This is a genomic window from Duganella sp. Root1480D1 (assembly GCF_001427305.1).
GTDB lineage: Bacteria > Pseudomonadota > Gammaproteobacteria > Burkholderiales > Burkholderiaceae_D > Rugamonas.
The window spans coordinates 82,426-99,952 of record NZ_LMFZ01000008.1; the positions used below are offsets into that span (position 1 = coordinate 82,426).

The 17,527-nt window shown below is 61.2% G+C and carries 20 protein-coding genes; 7 read left to right on the top strand and 13 right to left on the bottom strand.

Going from position 1 to position 17,527, the window contains the following annotated elements; genetic code table 11:
- Nucleotides 1-6 precede the first annotated feature (6 nt).
- Genes ASD58_RS10785 through ASD58_RS31175 form a run of 3 tightly spaced genes read right to left on the bottom strand, consistent with a single transcriptional unit; the run spans nucleotide 7 to nucleotide 1,890 of the window.
- Complete coding sequence (locus ASD58_RS10785; protein ID WP_057261126.1) at nucleotides 7-900, bottom strand: hypothetical protein; 894 nt, start codon at nucleotides 898-900, stop codon at nucleotides 7-9.
- Complete coding sequence (locus ASD58_RS32155) at nucleotides 900-1,697, bottom strand: hypothetical protein (RefSeq protein WP_057261127.1); 798 nt, start codon at nucleotides 1,695-1,697, stop codon at nucleotides 900-902. Before ASD58_RS32155 ends, ASD58_RS10785 begins: the two co-directional genes overlap by 1 nt.
- A gap of 55 nt (nucleotides 1,698-1,752) precedes the next feature.
- A complete protein-coding gene (locus tag ASD58_RS31175; RefSeq protein WP_156401234.1) occupies nucleotides 1,753-1,890 on the bottom strand; it encodes a hypothetical protein in 138 nt (45 codons plus the stop codon).
- 311 nt (nucleotides 1,891-2,201) lie between these two features.
- On the opposite strand from ASD58_RS31175, the gene ASD58_RS10795 reads away from it, so the two are divergent.
- The 3 genes from ASD58_RS10795 (at nucleotide 2,202) to ASD58_RS32540 (ending at nucleotide 5,813) form a co-directional block, all read left to right on the top strand.
- Nucleotides 2,202-3,587, top strand: a complete 1,386-nt coding sequence (locus ASD58_RS10795) for a YfcC family protein (RefSeq protein ID WP_057261128.1) — start codon at nucleotides 2,202-2,204, stop codon at nucleotides 3,585-3,587.
- Between the two features lie 10 nt (nucleotides 3,588-3,597).
- The gene (locus ASD58_RS10800) at nucleotides 3,598-4,713 is read left to right on the top strand and encodes a succinylglutamate desuccinylase/aspartoacylase family protein (protein ID WP_057261165.1); all 1,116 of its coding nucleotides are present in this window, start codon (nucleotides 3,598-3,600) and stop codon (nucleotides 4,711-4,713) included.
- Nucleotides 4,714-4,862: 149 nt separating this feature from the next.
- Entirely contained in the window at nucleotides 4,863-5,813 is a 951-nt protein-coding gene (locus ASD58_RS32540; protein ID WP_082565351.1) for a PEP-CTERM sorting domain-containing protein, read from the top strand.
- Here ASD58_RS32540 and ASD58_RS10810 read toward each other — a convergent pair.
- From ASD58_RS10810 to ASD58_RS10830, 5 genes are all read right to left on the bottom strand, one after another.
- The gene (locus tag ASD58_RS10810) at nucleotides 5,794-6,327 is read right to left on the bottom strand and encodes a hypothetical protein (protein WP_057261130.1); all 534 of its coding nucleotides are present in this window, start codon (nucleotides 6,325-6,327) and stop codon (nucleotides 5,794-5,796) included. The two genes, ASD58_RS32540 and ASD58_RS10810, sit on opposite strands and share 20 nt — an antisense overlap.
- Entirely contained in the window at nucleotides 6,324-7,016 is a 693-nt protein-coding gene (locus ASD58_RS10815; protein WP_229209955.1) for a hypothetical protein, read from the bottom strand. Before ASD58_RS10815 ends, ASD58_RS10810 begins: the two co-directional genes overlap by 4 nt.
- 9 nt (nucleotides 7,017-7,025) lie before the next feature.
- A complete protein-coding gene (locus ASD58_RS10820; protein WP_057261131.1) occupies nucleotides 7,026-7,436 on the bottom strand; it encodes a DUF3597 domain-containing protein in 411 nt (136 codons plus the stop codon).
- Between the two features lie 80 nt (nucleotides 7,437-7,516).
- Entirely contained in the window at nucleotides 7,517-11,092 is a 3,576-nt protein-coding gene (locus tag ASD58_RS10825; RefSeq protein WP_057261132.1) for a M1 family aminopeptidase, read from the bottom strand.
- An 11-nt stretch (nucleotides 11,093-11,103) separates the two neighbouring features.
- Complete coding sequence (locus ASD58_RS10830; protein WP_057261133.1) at nucleotides 11,104-11,997, bottom strand: ABC transporter ATP-binding protein; 894 nt, start codon at nucleotides 11,995-11,997, stop codon at nucleotides 11,104-11,106.
- A gap of 225 nt (nucleotides 11,998-12,222) precedes the next feature.
- Between ASD58_RS10830 and ASD58_RS10835 the strand changes: the two genes are divergently transcribed.
- Both ASD58_RS10835 and coq7 read left to right on the top strand, forming a co-directional pair.
- Complete coding sequence (locus ASD58_RS10835; protein WP_057261134.1) at nucleotides 12,223-12,675, top strand: hypothetical protein; 453 nt, start codon at nucleotides 12,223-12,225, stop codon at nucleotides 12,673-12,675.
- Nucleotides 12,676-12,986: 311 nt separating this feature from the next.
- Nucleotides 12,987-13,625 carry a 2-polyprenyl-3-methyl-6-methoxy-1,4-benzoquinone monooxygenase gene (coq7, locus tag ASD58_RS10840; RefSeq protein ID WP_057261135.1) on the top strand — a complete coding sequence of 213 codons (639 nt, stop codon included), beginning with the start codon at nucleotides 12,987-12,989 and terminating at the stop codon, nucleotides 13,623-13,625.
- On the opposite strand, the gene ASD58_RS10845 is transcribed toward coq7, so the two are convergent.
- The 4 genes from ASD58_RS10845 to ASD58_RS10860 all read right to left on the bottom strand — a co-directional run bounded on the left by ASD58_RS10845 (nucleotide 13,622) and on the right by ASD58_RS10860 (nucleotide 16,003).
- Nucleotides 13,622-13,837 carry a hypothetical protein gene (locus tag ASD58_RS10845; RefSeq protein ID WP_057261136.1) on the bottom strand — a complete coding sequence of 72 codons (216 nt, stop codon included), beginning with the start codon at nucleotides 13,835-13,837 and terminating at the stop codon, nucleotides 13,622-13,624. The two genes, coq7 and ASD58_RS10845, sit on opposite strands and share 4 nt — an antisense overlap.
- Nucleotides 13,838-13,928: 91 nt before the next feature.
- Nucleotides 13,929-14,669, bottom strand: coding sequence for a hypothetical protein (locus ASD58_RS10850; RefSeq protein ID WP_057261137.1), 741 nt, complete (start codon nucleotides 14,667-14,669; stop codon nucleotides 13,929-13,931).
- The gene (locus ASD58_RS10855; RefSeq protein WP_057261138.1) at nucleotides 14,666-15,517 is read right to left on the bottom strand and encodes a DUF2167 domain-containing protein; all 852 of its coding nucleotides are present in this window, start codon (nucleotides 15,515-15,517) and stop codon (nucleotides 14,666-14,668) included. Before ASD58_RS10855 ends, ASD58_RS10850 begins: the two co-directional genes overlap by 4 nt.
- A gap of 78 nt (nucleotides 15,518-15,595) precedes the next feature.
- Nucleotides 15,596-16,003, bottom strand: a complete 408-nt coding sequence (locus ASD58_RS10860) for a helix-turn-helix domain-containing protein (protein WP_057261139.1) — start codon at nucleotides 16,001-16,003, stop codon at nucleotides 15,596-15,598.
- Nucleotides 16,004-16,070: 67 nt separating this feature from the next.
- Here ASD58_RS10860 and ASD58_RS10865 point away from each other — a divergent pair, with 67 nt between their 5' ends.
- Together ASD58_RS10865 and ASD58_RS10870 are read left to right on the top strand one after the other, a co-directional pair.
- Nucleotides 16,071-16,544 carry a DUF2938 domain-containing protein gene (locus ASD58_RS10865; RefSeq protein ID WP_057261140.1) on the top strand — a complete coding sequence of 158 codons (474 nt, stop codon included), beginning with the start codon at nucleotides 16,071-16,073 and terminating at the stop codon, nucleotides 16,542-16,544.
- Entirely contained in the window at nucleotides 16,541-17,101 is a 561-nt protein-coding gene (locus ASD58_RS10870) for a flavodoxin family protein (RefSeq protein ID WP_057261141.1), read from the top strand. Before ASD58_RS10865 ends, ASD58_RS10870 begins: the two co-directional genes overlap by 4 nt.
- On the opposite strand, the gene ASD58_RS10875 is transcribed toward ASD58_RS10870, so the two are convergent.
- Nucleotides 17,088-17,510, bottom strand: coding sequence for an OsmC family protein (locus tag ASD58_RS10875; RefSeq protein ID WP_057261142.1), 423 nt, complete (start codon nucleotides 17,508-17,510; stop codon nucleotides 17,088-17,090). The genes ASD58_RS10870 and ASD58_RS10875 overlap by 14 nt on opposite strands.
- Nucleotides 17,511-17,527 lie beyond the last annotated feature (17 nt).

Below are 17,527 nucleotides of genomic sequence, written 5' to 3' on the forward strand. Positions count from 1 at the left end.
CGAAAATCAGGCGCCAGCCAGCACGGAGCCGACGTAATGCTGAATGATAGGCACGCGGTCGTCGCGCAGTTCATGGCACAAGGTATCGTGCTCTGACTGCGAGTAGTCCTTCAATGCAATCAGTGCCTCGTAGCGGGTACGGTTGCATGGATGGGCACGCGCGATGTCGATGAACAGTTGGCCGATTTCATCGTTGGCCACCATCTTGGCGATGCCGAACAGTTCCTTGCGTTGTTCCATCACGTTGCGGCCATAACGGTAGATGGTGCCCTTGGTGGCGGCCATATCGTCGATCTGGAAGAAATACTGGTCGCGCAGTCCGTGCTGATTAACCAGCGGAATCACGTTCAGGGTGATCGACGGCTGCTCTGGGGGGCGCTGGAAATGGATGTCCTTATTGCATTCGTATAGCAGGATATCGCCATAGACGTGCTTGTAGCGGCCCAGCGGTTCCAGGTCTACCACCTCGCCCAGGTAACCGTGCACCTTGGAATAGTCGTAGCGGAAATTGTCGGTGGCATAGCCGTCGCCGCAATAGGCCAGCGACAACAGGTCGAAGTTGTGGTCGTGCGCCTGGTGATATGCGAACAGGTAGGACTCGTTTTCAGTCATCTCGTGTTCCGGCAGCCAGAAATTGGCGCGCAAATAGAAGTCATCCTGGCGCGACAGCACCACGGACTGCGCCGTCAGGGTGGCCTGCGGATTGGTCAGTACATTGCCTTTGATGTACTCTGCAAAAAAATCGGACAGGAAGCTGCGATTATTGCCCAGCATGGCGAGTTGCTCGCCCAGTGCCCGCACGCTGTCGGTGCTGTGCATATCGGTATGCTTGAGTGCGTAATCGACGAACTCCTGCAATTCCATGCTTTGTGGGTTGGTGTACTTGTCGATGATTGGCATCAGGCGGCCTGCTTGGTCTGTTCGAGGGTGGCTGCCGCGGCGGCGGCGATCATTGGATTCGCGCTGCGCGCCAGGTCGGCAAACGCGGCAAGGCCGGCGGCGCGGTCAATGCAAGCGAGCGATACTGCGGCTTGCCATTTGACGGTGTCACTGTCGTGGTCCTTCAGCGATTGCAGGCACTCGATACTGTCCGGGCCGCCATAAGTACCGAGGAATTTGGCCATCAGCTCGACCAGGGTGACGACCGGGAAGGCATTCCATTGGCACACGGGGGCGCCACTTGCGGCATCAAAGCGCCAGCCATACGGTGTGGAAGTCTTGGGCGACAGCGACAATACTGCCACTGGATGGTCGGCGCGCAGGCTCAGGATGCGATTGGCCGAATCGGTCGAAAAGAAATCTCCGCGTTTCAGGCTGCCGCTTTGTTCAAGGCGCGCGTGCGCGCTCATGCTGAACGTCGCGTTCTGATAATTCTCCAGCGTGTACAGCTGATATTCGGCATCAGCCAGGAAGTAGCTGATATTGTCCGCGTTGTGGGTGAAAATAGCCGACGCAAATTCCTTGCAGTCGAAAGTTATTAAATTAATATTGAACCATTTGCCCGACATCAGCGTCAGCGCGGTTTCGGACTGCAGTCGCGGCAGCTTGCGGTAATAATCCCTGGCATTGCGTACTTCCTTGGCGACCATGGCCTGGAAGTCGAAATTCGGAATCACTTCGCGGAATTCTTTTTCAAAATTAAAGATGCACTGCGGCTCCGCCGAGTCCAGTATGCGTTGGAAGGTTTCGGGATTCATGTGTTCTCGTTCAGGTAGTGCCTCTCCCTGGACCGGGAGAGGCGTTACAGCTAAATTACTGGGCCATTTCCCAGATAACGAACAGGCCTACCAGTGCCGGGATCAGTTGCTGGCCTTTTTCGGAGCCGGCTGCGTGGCTTTTTGCTTCCAGAGGAACAACGTTGATCATTGGCTGGTTTGCGGTTTGTTTCATTTGAATTTCCTTTTGGATTATTAAATTCCCAAGATAATTGATCTGGGTAAATGATTTTAGAAAATGAAAAGTAGCCTGGTCAATGATCTTTTCAATTTTGCAACGAAAGTTATTTAGATGAAATGCTCTAAATGAACCCTTTATTCGTTGAGTGTATTTTTGTCAAGTATGAGTAAGTCATTTGCCTTGAAGCGCCTGGCGAGCCGCATTGGCGGGTGCAATTGGCTATTGTTATGAAAGTATCTGCGCGAGGATGCTGCGGCACGACCGAACTGCTGCGTGTTTTCCTTACTTGACGGTTAAAATTCCGTATGAATAAAATAAAATTACCAAACACCTTCATCCTGCTGTTCCTGATCCTGGCGTTGATCGCTCTGGCCACCTGGCTGGTGCCGGGCGGCAAATACGAGACTCACCTGGTCAACGGCAAGCAACTGGTCGACCCGGCCACCTTCCACTACATCGAGAGCAAGCCGCAGGGGCTGGCCGCCTTGCTGATGGCGCCGATCAAGGGCTTCGCCGAGGCCGGGCTGATCATCGGCTTCGTGATGCTGACGGGTGGCGCCTTCAACGTGCTGCACAAGACCCAGGCCATCGATGCCATGATCAAGTCCATCGCCAAGGCGCACTCGCGTTCGAGCCTGGTGCGCGTGGCCCTGATCCCGGTGTTCGTGACGCTGTTCTCGATTGGCGGCGCCACCTTCGGCATGAACGAGGAAGCGATTCCCTTCATCCTGATCTTCGTGCCGCTGGCGCTGGCGCTTGGTTATGACACCATCACCGGCGTATCGATTCCCTTCCTCGGTTCGCAGGTGGGCTTCTGCGCAGCTTTCCTGAATCCCTTCAATGTCGGCATCGCGCAAGGCATCGCGGGCGTGCCGCTGTTCTCCGGCATCGGCTATCGCGTGATCGTGTGGTTCATCGCCACCATCGTCACCATCGTTTTCCTGATGTGGTACGCGGCGCGCATCAAGCGCCATCCGGAAAAGAGCCCGACCTACCTGCTCGACATCGAAAAGCGCGCCGAAGGCGTGGTCGATTTCGGCGGCTTCGAAGGCATGACGGCGCGCCATCGCCTGGTGCTGTGGGTCTTTGCCGCCTCGCTTGGCGGCATGGTGTTCGGGGTGGTCAAGTTCGGCTGGTTCATCGAGGAGATCGGTGCGCTGTTCCTGGCCATGACCATCGTGGTGGCGCTGATCGGGCGCCTCGATTCCGACGAAGCAGTGGCAGCTTTCGTGCAGGGCGCGAAAGACCTGGTCGGCACCGGGCTGGTGATAGCACTGGCGCGCGGCACCATGGTGCTGGCGCGCGATGCCCACATCATCGACACCATGCTGCACGGCCTGATGCCGCTGGTGGCGTCGTCTTCACCGATCTTCTCGGCGCAGAAGATGTTCCTGATCCAGTCGGTGATCAATTTCTTCATCCACTCCGGCAGCGGGCAGGCCGCGCTGACCATGCCGATCATGGCGCCGCTGGCCGACCTGGTCGGCGTGTCGCGCCAGACCGCGATCCTGGCCTTCCAGTTCGGTGAGTTCACCACGCCGATGATCCCGACCTCGGGCATCACGGTCGGGGTGCTGGCGTTGGCGCGCATTCCGTGGCTGACCTGGGCGCGCTGGATGGTGCCGCTGCAGTTGATTTACCTGGTCCTGGCGCTGCTGTTGCTGGTGCCGCCTTGCCTCATGAACTGGTAGGATGCCTGTCATGGAAACCATCAAACACCCGCTCTCCGCGCCCCACGGCACGGCGCATTACGAACTGACCAGCCATCGCTTCGGCAAGACGGGCGGGCCCAAGGCGTATATCCAGGCGGCGCTGCATGCCGACGAGGTGCCGGCCATGCTGGTGGCGCAGGAACTGCGCAAGCGGCTGCAGGCGCTGGAGGCAGCGGGCAAGGTGACGGGTGAAGTGATCCTGGTGCCGGCGGCCAACCCGATCGGGCTGGGGCAGGTCATCAACGAGCGTCCATTCGGGCGCTTTGACCTGAGCAACGGCATCAATTTCAACCGCGGCTACCCGCATTATTGCGAGCAGCTCAAGGCCCGCCTGCAGGGCCAACTGGGCAGTGATGCCGACGCCAACGTGCGCACCATCCGCCGCCACTTGCGCGAACTGGTCGGGCAATGGCAGCCGACTTCGGATGCCACCACGCTCAAAAAGACGCTGCTGGAAATGGCGATCGATGCCGACATCGTGCTCGACATGCATTGCGAGAACGAGGGCGAGCTGCACCTGTATGTCGGCAGCTCGCTGTGCGAAATCGCGCAACCGCTGGCCAACCTGATGGGCGCCTGCGCCGTGCTGCACACCACGGGCGCGGGCGGCGAGCCATTCGACGAAGCCTGCAGCCGCCTGTGGTGGGACCTGGCCGCCCACTTTGGCCCGGACTTCCCGATCCCTTCCGCCTGCATGGCGGCGACGGTGGAATTACGCGGCGAAGTGTCGGTCAGCTACCAGCTGGCGGCGCACGATGCGGAAGCGATCATCGGCTATCTCCACGTGCGCGGCATTGTCGATGCTGGCGACGTCAAGGTGCCGGAGCAGGGCTGCGCCCCGACGCCGCTGGAAGGCACGCAGCGCCTCGACGCGCCGCATGCCGGCATGCTGGTCTACCTGAAGGAAGTGGGCGACGCGGTGCGCGCGGGCGAGGTGATCGCCGACCTGGTGGACCCGGTCAGCGGCGACACCACGCATCTGAAGGCCGAAGTCGATGGCGTGCTGTTCACCCGGCTGGCACATCGCTACATCATCCGCGGCATGAATGTGGCCAAAATCGCCGGCAGCAAACCGTTCCGCAGCGGCAGTTTGCTGAGCCTGTAGTGTCGACTTTCTTTACACTAGCGATCACGGTGGAAGTTGCCAAAAAGTCCAAGTAGTTGAATTTATTCAAGAAAAGTTGCCGTGCATGTGTCGGGCACGTTTCATGCTTTATAGCCTCCTTGTTGTTTAATTATGATAAGGATAATTGCATGAAACCAATGAAAACCTCCTCCCTGCTGCGCGGCGTGATCGCCGCCGCCGCCATCCTGGCCAGCCAGGCTGCGTTGGCAGCGCCATCCTGGAACTTCGGCTATACCGGCAGCCTCACCAATTGGTCGGCGCCGGTTACGGGTCTCTACCGCGTAACGGCAGTCGGCGCGCAGGGCGGCCACGGCACCATCAGCAACGATTCATTCGTAGGCGGCCGCGGTGCGCAGATCATTGGCAGCTTCAATTTCAACGCAGGCGACAATTTCCTGCTGGCGGTCGGCGGCATGGGCAGTTCCTACGCCAATAACTACAACGGCGGCGGCGGCGGCGGCAGCTTCCTGGTCGACGATGATGGCACCGCGCTGCTGATCGCCGGCGGTGGCGGCGGCATTCGCGCCTACGCCGGCCAGAATGGCTTTGACGCCTCCCTTACCGCGTTCGGCATGCAGGGTTCCGGTTGGGGCAATGTCGGTGCGGCACAGGTGAAGACCACCGGCCTGGGCCAGGGCGGCATCGTGTCGTCCTACAGTTACGGCGCCGGCGGCGCGGGCTTTTATTCCAACGGCGCGGATGATATGGGCGTCGACACCTCCGGCGGCCTGTCCTGGCTGAACCAGCTGGTGGGCGGCACCGGCAACATCAATTCCTACTGCAATTCGGTCGGCGGCTTCGGCGGCGGCGGTTCGGGCACCGGTTGCGGCGGCGGCGGCGGCGGCGGTGGCTACTCGGGCGGCGACGGCGGTTTTATCGCCGGCGGCGGCGGCTCGTGGAACGTGGGCTTCGACCAGCTGGCATTCGGCGGCGTCGGCTACGGCAACGGCAGCATCCTGATTGAAGAAGTTTCGGCTGCGGCAGCGGTACCGGAACCAGCGTCGATGATGCTGGTGTCGGCTGGCCTGTTCGGCCTGGCCATGTCGCGCCGCCGCAAGGTCAAGGCGTCGAAACAATAACGTTTTCCCGGGCGGCCGTGGTGGAGGCAATGATCCTCCATGGCCCGCCCGGCGTCTGGCGCCATATCGTGATGTCGGCCGCCTTGTGCGGCTTGCCCGTTGCGCGGGCCAGGAATTCGCCGCAGGCGATCTCGTATTGAATGCGGCCGTCTTCCAGCATCGCCCGGCTGGCTGTCACCGGGCCACTGGCTTCGCGCCACCAGTCTTCCTTGTAGCTGCCATCCACGCCTGCCTCGTGCAGCGCATCGTCGCTATCGAAGCGCATGAAACCCGCGTCAAGTTCGGGACTGACGAAAGGGTAGGCGATTTCGGGGCGCCATTCGCAACGCTCGCCCTCGACCACCGTGGTGCCGGCAAAGCCGGTCATGGCCTTGCGGTCGGCCGGTATGCGCAGGTCGATATGGAAGTCGGCAGCCTGGAACCACCAGACCGGCGTCACCAGGTCGCTGCTGCCGTTGGCACGCCAGATGCCCTTGCGGCGCCACAGCCCTTCGTATGCCTGCGGTACGCTCATTTCAGGTCGTCGGTTTCGAAGTAGATGGTGCCGCCGATGGCCGCCAGGTTGGCTTTCAGCGCCATGGCCAGCGCGTCGTTGCCGGCGGCCTTGATCCCCAGTTTGCGCACCTGGACCGAGGCGGTCGGTGCGCCGGGAGTGGCGCGGTAAGACACGATATGGTCGAAGTCGGGACGGCTGTCGATTTCCTTGACGAGGAAGCGTTGCGCGCCGCTGCCGATTTGCATGTAGCGCGACATGCTGGCGTTGCGCGGCTTGTCGTCCAGTTGGCGGAACACCAGCACCTTGTCGATCACTACCCTGGCAGCAGGGTAGCGGGGACCGCCGCCGCGTTCAAAATGACCCTCTACCAGGTCGGCCTTGAATTCCTTGCGCGCGGCCTTCGCGTCCGGGGCCAGGGTGCTCAGTTCGAACTTTTCCGGGTCGATGGTCCACAGCGCGTCCTTGCCGTCCAGGCGCTTGCGCAGGGCGGCGTCGGTGGCCGGGTCGGCGATGTGGATTTGCAGGATGACCTGGTAGTCGTGCGGCGCATGGAACATCGGCAGGTGGGAGGCGTACAAGCCTTCCTGCCCGCCGAACAACGCCATGCCGTGGGTACCGTAGGTCTGGTCCGCTGCATGCAGGGGCAGCAGCGGCAGGGTGCAGGTTGCCAGGAAGGCGCCGGCAAGTGCGCGTCGAATCGGGTTCATCCAGCCATTTTAACCCTTCAGCTCGGCGGGCACTTTGCCGCCGTTTTCCTCCAGCTTGTGCATCACTTGCTTATGCAGCCAGATGTTCATGGCGGCGGAGTCGCCGGTATCGCCGGTGTAGTGCAATTCCTGCGCCAGTTCCTTACGGGCCTGCAGGCCGGAGTCGATGTCCAGCAGCTTGAGCAGGTCGACGATCGAGGTGCGCCAGTTCAGCGGCTGGCCAGCCTGGGCGGCTTTGGCATTGAGGATGGCTTCGACGTCGACTGGCTCCCTGGCCGCTGGCGCAGGAGCGGGCTGGGTCGGGATGGGGGCCGGCGTTGCGGCGGGCGCGGTAGAGGGCGCACCAGAGGCCGGTGAAGGGGCGGCCTCTTGATGCGACGACGGGAAAATCTTGTGGAAAATATTGCTCAGGATGCCCATGTTTGCCTCGCTTTCGATTGGGTGAAAGCTTAGCAAGCATGGGCCAGGCACAACGTGCGCTGGCTAACCGTTAGCGCACCTTAGCGCGAAGTGATTTCCACATTCCCCAGGTTGTCGTCCGGCTTGCGGTCGATCAGTTTATTGTCCGGATCGATGCCGGCCTTGGCCGGGCGGCCGCTGACCACCAGCCTGAAGGTCGATTCGTTGCGGTCAACCAGCCTGCGCTCACGCAGCAGGGTGTTGCCGTCCTTGTCGTCGACGCCGATCTCGATCAGGTCGTGCAGCGGGATTTCCTTTTCCGCGCCCAGTTCGTCGGAGCGCAGCTTGGCGGCATGCACGGTCAGCGTCACATCGTACTTGCCGTCCGCGCGCTTCTCAGCGGTGGCGGCAACCAGGCGGTTGTCGAACAGTACGATGGAATTGAACAGGTCATCCACCAGATAAGCCTGCTCCGGCGGCACGATGCGGCGCAGGCCATCCACCAGCACGGTCACGCTCGGATATGGATCGCCGTGGTAGGAGTACTTGCGCAGCAGTTCAGCCAGCAACTCGTTGACCCTGGCTTCGCCCACGATGTCGGCCAGCAGGTACATGGCCAGGCTGCCCTTGTGATAGTGGATGTAGTCCTGGTCTTCGTTATCGGCCAGCGGCAGTTCCTTCTTGTTCTCGGTGGCGCGGCCGAACAGGTATTTGTTCAGGTCATAGCGCAGGAAGCGGCGCATGCGCTGCGGGCCGAAGCTCCTCTTCATCACCATCAGCGCGGAGTATTCGGCCAGGGTTTCGCTCAACACCGTGGCGCCGCGCGTGTTGCCGCCGATCAGCTGGTGCGCCCACCACTGGTGCGCCACTTCGTGCGCCGTGACGTAGGTCGGGTAGTCGATGTCTTTCGGATTCTTGTCGTCCACCCTGGCGATAAAGCCCACCGCTTCCGAATATGGAATCGTGTTCGGGAACGATTGCGCATAGCGCTCATAGCGCGGGAATTCCACGATGCGCACGATCTTGTGCTGGTAAGGGCTGAAGTTGCGCGTGTAGTAGTCGAGCGAATCCTTGACGCCTTTGACCATGCGGTCCAGGTTGTACTCGTGGCCGGGCTGGTAGTAGATCTCGATGCCCACGTCCTGCCACCAGTCATGCTTGACCGCGTAGCGCGCCGACTGGAAGGCGTAAAAGTTCAGGATCGGCTGCTCCATCTTGTAGTGGAAGTAGCGGCGGCCGTTCTTGCGCCACTCTTTCACCAGCGCGCCCGGCGCCACGGCAGTCTGGTCGCCGGAGGTACCCAGGGTGGCCTCAAAGTCGACCCAGTCGGCATCCGCACCGATGTAGTTGCTGGCCAGGCCTTTCGGATCATCGCGCGGCAGCTTGCGTTCCTGCGCCGGCAAGCCGTGTTTCTTGCGGTCGCGCGGGTCGGTCAGTTCGGCGTGGCGCTGGTAGCCGATGTGCGGCAGCACCGTGTTGTTGAAGAAGGTGCCGTTGTTCATGACCGGCGTGGTCTTGCCGAGGTTGAAGATGCCCTTCGGTTCGTAGCTCAGTACAAAGTCCAGCGCGATTTTTTCGCCCGGCTGCAGCGGCTGCTCCAGGCGATAGCTGTAGAAGCCCAGCTCCGTGTCGTTCAGCACGCGGAATGCCTTGCGGCCGAACTGCAATGGCTGCAGGTCGGCGTCGGTGTCCTGCTGCACGTAGATGGTGTTGATTGTTTGCTGGGTCTTGTTTTCGAGCTGGTACCAGCCCTTTACTTTCAAGGTGCGCTGTTCCGGATACATGTCCAGGCCAAGCCGCACGCCGGTGATGCGCGGTTGCGCCACAGCCAGTACCTGCTTGTACTTGCGCTCATAATCGGCACGCAAGGAGTCGCGTCCGAACGGGGTCTTGAAGTTGCTGACGCACAGGTTGTATGTCAGCACAGCCCCGGTGCCGAGGAACAGCGCCAAGCCCAGGCCAAAGGCGCCCAGCACCGGCAGCGTCAAGCCGTGGCGCGCCAGGCTGACGCGCTGGCGCCATTCTTCGTTGGTGCCGCGCGGCCAGAACACCACGGCCAACACCATCAGCATGACGGCGGCGCCGGCCCAGTACAGCTCGAACCAGCGTTCGCGCGCCATGAAGTGCCCGAAACCGTTCATGTCGGAATAAGGCAGGGCCGGCGTCACGCCGTACATCAGCAGCGGATGGTCGAGGCCGAGGGTGGCGAAGGCGATCGTTGCCACGTAGTAGACGATCATCACGAAGTAGGCCACGTATTTGTGATTCACCAGCACCTGGGTGGTAATCGCCAGCACGGCAATCAGGGCGCAGGCGGGAAGCTGCACGGTGAACAGCCATTCGAAGTAGAGGCCGGGCTGCAGGTTGAAGTAGCCTCGGAATAGCTGGATCGACATGCCGACCAGCATGACGATGAACAGCAGCAGCGCCTGCACGCCGATCAGGCCAAACAGCTTGGACAGGATCGGTAGCCAGCTTGGCACCGGCAGCGCATCCAGCATCTGCGACATGCGGTGCTCGCGTTCGCGCCACACCATTTCGCCGGCATAGAAGGTGGTCACCACCAGCATGAACAGCGAGAAGGTGTTGGTCACCATTTCCAGCACCAGGTAGGTGACCGGGTAGGTGCCGGTGCCATACATCGAGCCCATGTCCAGCGAACCGGCATACATGGTCAGCACGCCGGCCAGCACGATGACGAAGAAGTAAATGTTCTTGGTGGTCTCGCGCAGGTTCAGGTAGCTGAAGCGCATCAGCAGCAGGCCCAGGCTGCGCTCCTTGAAGTCAGGCTTCTCGCTGGTCGAGGTGGCAGCCTGGGTCAGGTTGCCGGGCAAGTCGCCGTCTGCGCGCGCCGCAGCGCCGCTATCGACCGTGCTGACAAAGTGGAAGCGCCAGTAGCCGAGCAGCAGCGCCACCAAGGCGAAGGAAGACCAGATCACGCGGTTCAGCAGGAACACGCCTTCCGGCAGCACCAGGCGCACATTGCGTTCGGCGATCGGCCAGTATTCGGTGAGGCGGATGACGGCAGTGGTGCCGAAGGGATCGATCAGGGCCGCCAGCGTCTTGTAGTCCAGGTCGCGCGCCAGGCCCGGCGCCACGATATAGCCAACCAGCATGACCACGCTCGACACATACACCGGCAGCATGCGCCGCGTCAGTGCCGCCAGCACGAAGAAGATGGCGCCGAAGATGAACAGATTGGGCAGCAGCGACAGCGCGTAAGGCAGCAGGTAGTGCAGCAGGTTGAACGGGCCAAGGCGCTCGGGGTCGATGCCCGGCACCTGGGTGCCAAGCCAGACGCCCAGCGGGATCGAGGCAAATACCACGCACAGCACCAGCCAGGCGCCGAGGAAGCGGCCCAGCATGTACTGGAATTTATGGATCGGGGCGGAGAAGAAGAAGTGGTGCGTTTCGTACTCGAAGTCCTGCTGCACCGAGCGCCCCATCATGGCGGCGACGATGATCACGCCCATGCAGCCGAGGAAGGAGGAGGTCAGCATGATTGAGCGCGGCGCGTTGATGAACACACGGCCGCCGAAACTGACGATGGCCTCCTTGAACACGCCGCCGGCAGCGGCCATCCACAGGATAGCCAGCAGCAGGAACATGCCGAAGTAGACCCAGGTCGAGAACAGCTTCAGGCGCTGCTTCGCTTCAAAGAGGGCGATGGCGAACATGGCGGCCCCGGTCAGTCGCAGGCTTTGCTGACGTCGTGGCGGCCGAGGATGGTCGCGAAGTACAGGTCTTCCAGGTCGCCCAGCGCTTCCTCGAAGCCGTCGCCCGGATCGTCGTCGTTATAGACGTGGATCAGGGTGCGGCCGGACATCAGGCGGGTCGAGATCACGGCATGGCGCTGCTGGAAATAGGACAGTTCCTTCTTGTCGATGAAGCGCGCCCAGATCTTGCAGCTCACGTCATCGATCAGTTGCTGGGTGGCGCCGGCCACCAGCAGCTTGCCTTTGTTGATAATGGCCATATTGGCGCACAGGTCGGCCACGTCGGACACGATGTGGGTCGACAGGATCACGGTGCGGTCTTCGCCGATGTCGGACAGCAGGTTATGGAAGCGCACGCGTTCCTGCGGGTCCAGGCCGGCGGTGGGTTCGTCGACGATGATCAGTTTCGGGTCGCCCAGCAGGGCTTGCGCGATGCCGAAGCGCTGGCGCATGCCGCCGGAGAAGCCGCCCAGGCGCTGGTTGCGCACTTCAAACAGGTTGGTTTGCTGCAGCAGACCGTCGACCACTTCGCGGCGGCGGGCGCGGTTGGACAGTCCTTTCAGGAGCGCGAAATGGTCCAGCATTTCATAGGCGGTGACCTTGGGGTAGACGCCAAAGTCCTGCGGCAGGTAGCCGAGCAGGCGGCGGATTTCGTCCTTTTCATCCAGTACATCGAGGTCGCCGAAGAAGACCGAGCCGGAATCGCATTCCTGCAGGGTGGCCAGGGTGCGCATCAGGGTCGACTTGCCGGCGCCATTCGGGCCCAGCAAGCCGAACATGCCGGACGGGATGGTCAGCGACACATTGTCGAGCGCGACGACCCCATTGGCATAGGTCTTTGATAAATTCTTGATGCGCAATTGCATGGTGGCTCCGCTAACCCCTTTTCACATGATGGCATTGTATTGAATGCGCGACATATCGGTTGCCCGTATGCGATGGCCCGCACATTCAGCGCCCCAGGATGCACTTTCCGGGGAACGGAAAGTGCGCTTCCAGCGTTGGTTTAGCATTAAAGTTTCAAGGGTAACAAGGTTGATACCCCCGCGCAAGGAACAAATCTGGACAAAAGTGCTATATAGTTCCTGGACATGCAAGTACTCCATCCAAAACTCGACGCTGACGTGCAGGAAAAGATCCTGACTGTGACCCGTTGCGGGCTGACGGCCAGCGAGTCCACCGGTTTTTTCCGCACCGCGCTTGGGCTGTATTACCTGGCCAGCCTGATGACCAAGGAAGAGCTGGATTTCAAGGCGCTCGACAAGGCCTTCAACCGCTTCGTCTATCGCTCTATCGGGGGTGGCCACAGCATGACCAGCATCCTGCAGTTCATGAGCGGCGCAAAGGTGGTGGAGGTGCTGGAGTCGCCGCGCTTCATGCGCGCGATGGCCGATTACCTGCCCGAGGTGCCGGTGGATTCTATTCCCTTCCTGCTTGGCCTGAACCTGGGCGTGGCAAAGGACATCTCAAAGATCGACGCCCGCGGCCCGGTGGCCGACTGGCTTGAAAAACAGCGCATCCTGCGTGAAGAACAAGAAGGATGAAAGTAAGCGAAGTATTAGCGTTGCCGGATCAAGCCTTGCGCCGCCCGGTGGATATAAGCGGGTACCTGATCGTTTCAAGCCATCTCTGCTACATCGTTGAGGAAAAGGCGATGGCGTCGGCCAGTTCGGTGCCTCGAATATGGGACCGCACGAGGTGAGTCTCCTCGGATTCGAGCTGCGCTTTCAATTGCAGGACCGTCAAAGCCGGGGCAAATCGTCGAGTGTGAAATCTGGCACGGAATTCCATAGGCAGCCTGCGGCCGGCGCGTCGGCCTATAATGTGGTTTTCCGAACAAGCTGGACGAACCGTCATGAACCGCTACCACAATCCCCTCGACCGTTTCATCACTGGCGCCGACAAAGCTTTGCGCGTGCTGGCTGGTGTGCACTCGGCATCGCGAGCGAATCCGGCAGCGCATGCAGCCGATGCGGATATGACGGAGCAGGAACATCGCCACAGCGCGGGCTTGATGCGGGTGAACCATGTGGGAGAGGTGATGGCGCAGGCGCTGTACAACTCGCAGTCGCGCTTTGCCAAGAGCGACGAAGCGCGTGCGGCCTTCGATAAGGCCAGCCGCGAAGAGGAAGACCACCTGGCGTGGTGCGCGCAACGCTTGTCGGAACTGGGCTCGCAGCCGAGCTTCCTGAATCCTTTGTTCTACGCCGGTGCTTATGCGCTGGGCACGGCCGCCGCTCTGGCGGGCGATAAGCAAAGCCTGGGCTTTGTCGTGGAGACCGAGCGCCAGGTTGAAGCGCACCTGGCCAGCCACCTGGATCGCCTGCCGCCGCAGGACGCCAAGTCCCGCGCCATTGTCGAGCAAATGCGCGTTGATGAGATTGCACACGGCAAAGCGGCGGAAGACATGGGCGCCGAGAAAACCCCGCTGCCAATCCAGTTGGCGATGAAGGCCATGTCGAAGGTCATGACTTCGACTACCTACTACATCTAAAACACACGGGCAGCCTTCAGCGCGAGCCCAATGATCACGGTAACGTTCGTGATCGACAATCCGGCGACCCAGCGTGTCAGTGTAAGTAGTTCGCTTCGCAACGATTCAATTTTGTTGTCGAGTCGGTTGATATCCCCGCGTAACAAGATAATGGCTTCCTTTTGATGCTCCATTTCAGTCTCTAGCTTAACGATACGTGGTTCGTAGTCCATACGCCCTCCCGCTTGACAGTGGTTAGACTCTGCCGCAGTTTGCGGCGGGAGGCCTTGAGCTTGGACAGGAAGGGGGGCGGAAAGTTCCGCGTCAGGTGTGTGATGCGAGTTCGCTGTTGAGCGCGGCGTGGTAGTCGGCCAATGCCCGGGCGCGTGGCGTGCCTTCGTCTTCCCATGCGATGGCGTTGTCGACGCGCTTGATCACGGCGGGCAGGGTGGCGATCCAGTCGTCCTTGCGCAGCAGGCGGCGGCTGGCGGAGACTAATTCTTCGGTTGGGGCGGCGCGCCAACTGATGTGACGCACCAGGTTCAGGGCGAACGGCGGGCAGGTCAGGGATTCGAAGGCGAGCGCGCCGACCTGTCGGCCCGTCAGCTTGAAGGTGCTGCGTTTGAACCATACGTAGGCCAGCGCGAGCAGCGCGGCGGCGTAGAACAGCAGGATGCCGGCGGCGATGGCCATGGTGCCATAGCGGGAAAACAGGCCAGCAGGGACAAGGCCAAACAGGGCCAGTGCCATCAACCAGACAAATGGCGCCAGCACTTTGTAAGGGCCGAACGCGGGAGGCGTCCAGCGTTGCGAGGCAGGGGCCGCGGCCAGCACCTGCTGCTTCCAGCGCAACGGAAATACTGGGCGGTGGGGCAGCAAGGGATTGGGCACGAACGGTTCCTTGCCGCGCAAGGTGTAATGCTCGGCGCCGAAATGCAGCGACCAGCGGCCGCCCAGGCTAGCCGCCAGCACGCCTTCATTCGAATGCAGCAGCCGCGCCGAGTCGTACAGGTAGAGGCCAACCATGACCGCTACCAGCAGGATTTCGGCGTGGATTGCAATCAATTGCTGCTTTCTTTCTTCTTGAACAGCGACTTCAGGCCGGCGACGGCTGCTACGCCACCGACAGCGACCAGTTTCCACATCTTGGCCAGGAACAGGGCCGCGGCGGCCCAGAAACCTTTCTTGGTTGCGATGACAGCGGCGCCGCCGGTCACCAGCGCGGCCAGGCCGAATTCGGCAACGTGGTCGCCCGGCTTGAACTCAGAGTACTTCTCGCCGTCGTTGTAATCGAAGCCGGTCAACACTTTGCGGAAGCTTGCCACGTCGGAGTCCAGGGTTTCAGGCGAGGACACCAGGGTCGCGCTCATCACGCCGCTGCGGCCCAGCAGGCGGATGGTGTAGTTCAGCGAAATGCCGTCATCCGAGCGCACTTTCAGGCCCCATTCCAATTGCTTGGTCTTTTCGTCGTAGTGCGGCGGAACGTACCAGCCTTCGGTGTACAGCGCGCCGAAGCCGAGACGCTTGCGTTCTTCATTGGCCGGGCCGTCGTTATCCTTCAGGGTTTTCAGCAGTGCATCGGCGTCGATCTTGTCGCCTTCCTTCACGTAGCCGCTTGGGTCGAAGGTGAAGGTCGCCCACCAGCCGCCCTCGGTATCCAGGATGGTGTAGTTGCCGTTTTCCGGCAGGTTTCCGGTCAGCTCCAGGAAGCGGCGCGAATTCTTATCGTCCAGGAACTGGATCTTGTCGCTTGGCGTTTTCAGGGTTGCCTTGGAGGCAATGGCTTCGGCGCGCGGCCCGGTATGCCAGTCCAGCTTATTGAATTCTGCCTTGCGCTGTTCGGCAGTCATTTGATCTGCCATGGCCAATACCGGCACCAGAGCAAGCGCAACCACCCAGTTACGAATCTTCATTGTTATTTCCCCGTTGAGTTATTTTTGGATAAACCCAAGAGGATAGCAGGCCGGAAGCCTTTCAAAATACTCACTTTCTCACATCCGCAAGCTGCGTTCGATGGCGCCGGAAGCGGCAGCCTTCAACAGCCGCTGGAATTTCGGGCATTCCGCATGGCTGGGTGCAGGGCAGGCTGCGGCGTGGCGCAGCCCTTCGCTCATGGCTTTGAGGCGCTTGGCCAGCGCGTCGATTTCCTCCGCCTTGGCCAGCAGGAAGGCGCGGTCGATGGAGGTGCCGCCGTCGGGCGTGAACATCGAGCCGATTTCGTCCAGCGACAGGCCCGCGGACTGGCCGAGTGAAATGATGGCCAGCGTATCGAGCACGCCGGGCGCATAGGTGCGCCGCAAGCCATGGCGGCCGGCCGGCTTGATCAGGCCCTTTTTTTCGTAATAGCGCAAGGTGGAAGCGGCCATGCCCGAGCGCTGCGCGACTTCGGCAATATCCATCAAAAAATTCCTTGACTTGAAGTTGACTTCAACTTCTACAGTGTGCCCATCAACCAGGGAGATTGCAATGGAAATCATCATGATCGGCATTGGCGCCACCGCCGTTTTCGACTTGTGGCTGCTGCTGCTCAAGCGCATGGGCGTGAAGACCATGAACATGGCCATCATCGGCCGCTGGGCCGGGCACCTTGCGCAAGGCCGCTTTGCGCATCAGTCGATTGCGGCTTCGCCAGCCGTCAGCGGCGAGCGCGCGCTGGGGTGGCTGGTGCATTACGCAACGGGCGTGGCGTTTGCCGGTGCGCTGGTGGCGGTTGCCGGCCAGGGATGGCTGCATGCACCCAGCATCGGGCCCGCGCTGGCCGTCGGCATCGCAACCGTTGGCGCGCCGCTGTTCGTCATGCAGCCTTCGATGGGACTTGGCGTGGCATCGCGCAAAACACCGGCGCCAGTGCAGAACTGCTTGCGCAGCCTGACCAACCACACCGTTTTCGGACTCGGACTTTACCTGTCCGCTTTACTCATCAAAGGAATCGCGCAATGAAGAAACTCGCAGTCATTTACCACAGCGCCCATGGCCACACGGAGCATATCGCTTCGCACATCGCGCAAGGCGCCGCCAGCGTGACGGGAACGGAAGTGCATGTGTTGAAAGCATCGGAGCTGGCAGGGGCGCCCGAAACGCTCCTGCAGTACGATGGCGTGCTGCTTGGATCGCCGACCTACCTGGGCGGCGTGTCTGGCGTCTTCAAGTCCTTCATGGACGCTACCGGCAAAATGTGGCGCACGCAGCAGTTGAAAGGCAAGCTGGCGGGAGGCTTCACGGTGTCGTCGCTGCCGGCAGGGGACAAGCAATCGACGCTGGTGTCGATGTTCACCTTCTGCATGCAGCACGGGATGATATGGGCCGGCAATCCGATCATTCCAGAGCAGCACTCGGGCGTGCCCTACGATGAAGCGGCCAACCGCCTCGGTTCCTGGTCCGGCCTGATGGCGCAGGCCGGGCATGGAACGGCGGCGCATGAATTCACCGCCGGTGACCTCAAGACGGCCCGCATGTTCGGGCAGGGCTTTGCCGAGACCTTGCTCAGGCTTCGATAATTTCGAAGGTGTGGGTGATCTGCGCCGTCTTGGCCAGCATGATGCTGGCGGAGCAGTACTTGTCGTGCGACAGGGTGATGGCGCGGTCGACCATTTCCGGCTTCAAGTCCTTGCCCGTAACGACGAAGTGGAAGTTAATTTTGGTGAAGACCTTGGGCTCGGTCTCGGCGCGTTCGGCCTGCAGCACCACTTCGCAACCGCGGACATCGGCACGGCCCTTCTTCAGGATCAGTACCACGTCATAGGCGGTGCAGCCGCCGGTGCCGAGCAACACCATCTCCATCGGGCGCGGCGCCAGGTTATGGCCGCCGCCTTCAGGGGCGCCGTCCATGGCAACCATGTGGCCAGAACCGGTCTGGGCGCGGAAACTCATGCCCGATGGGCCGTTCCAGCTAACTTTAACTTCCATCTGAACTCTCCGTTAAA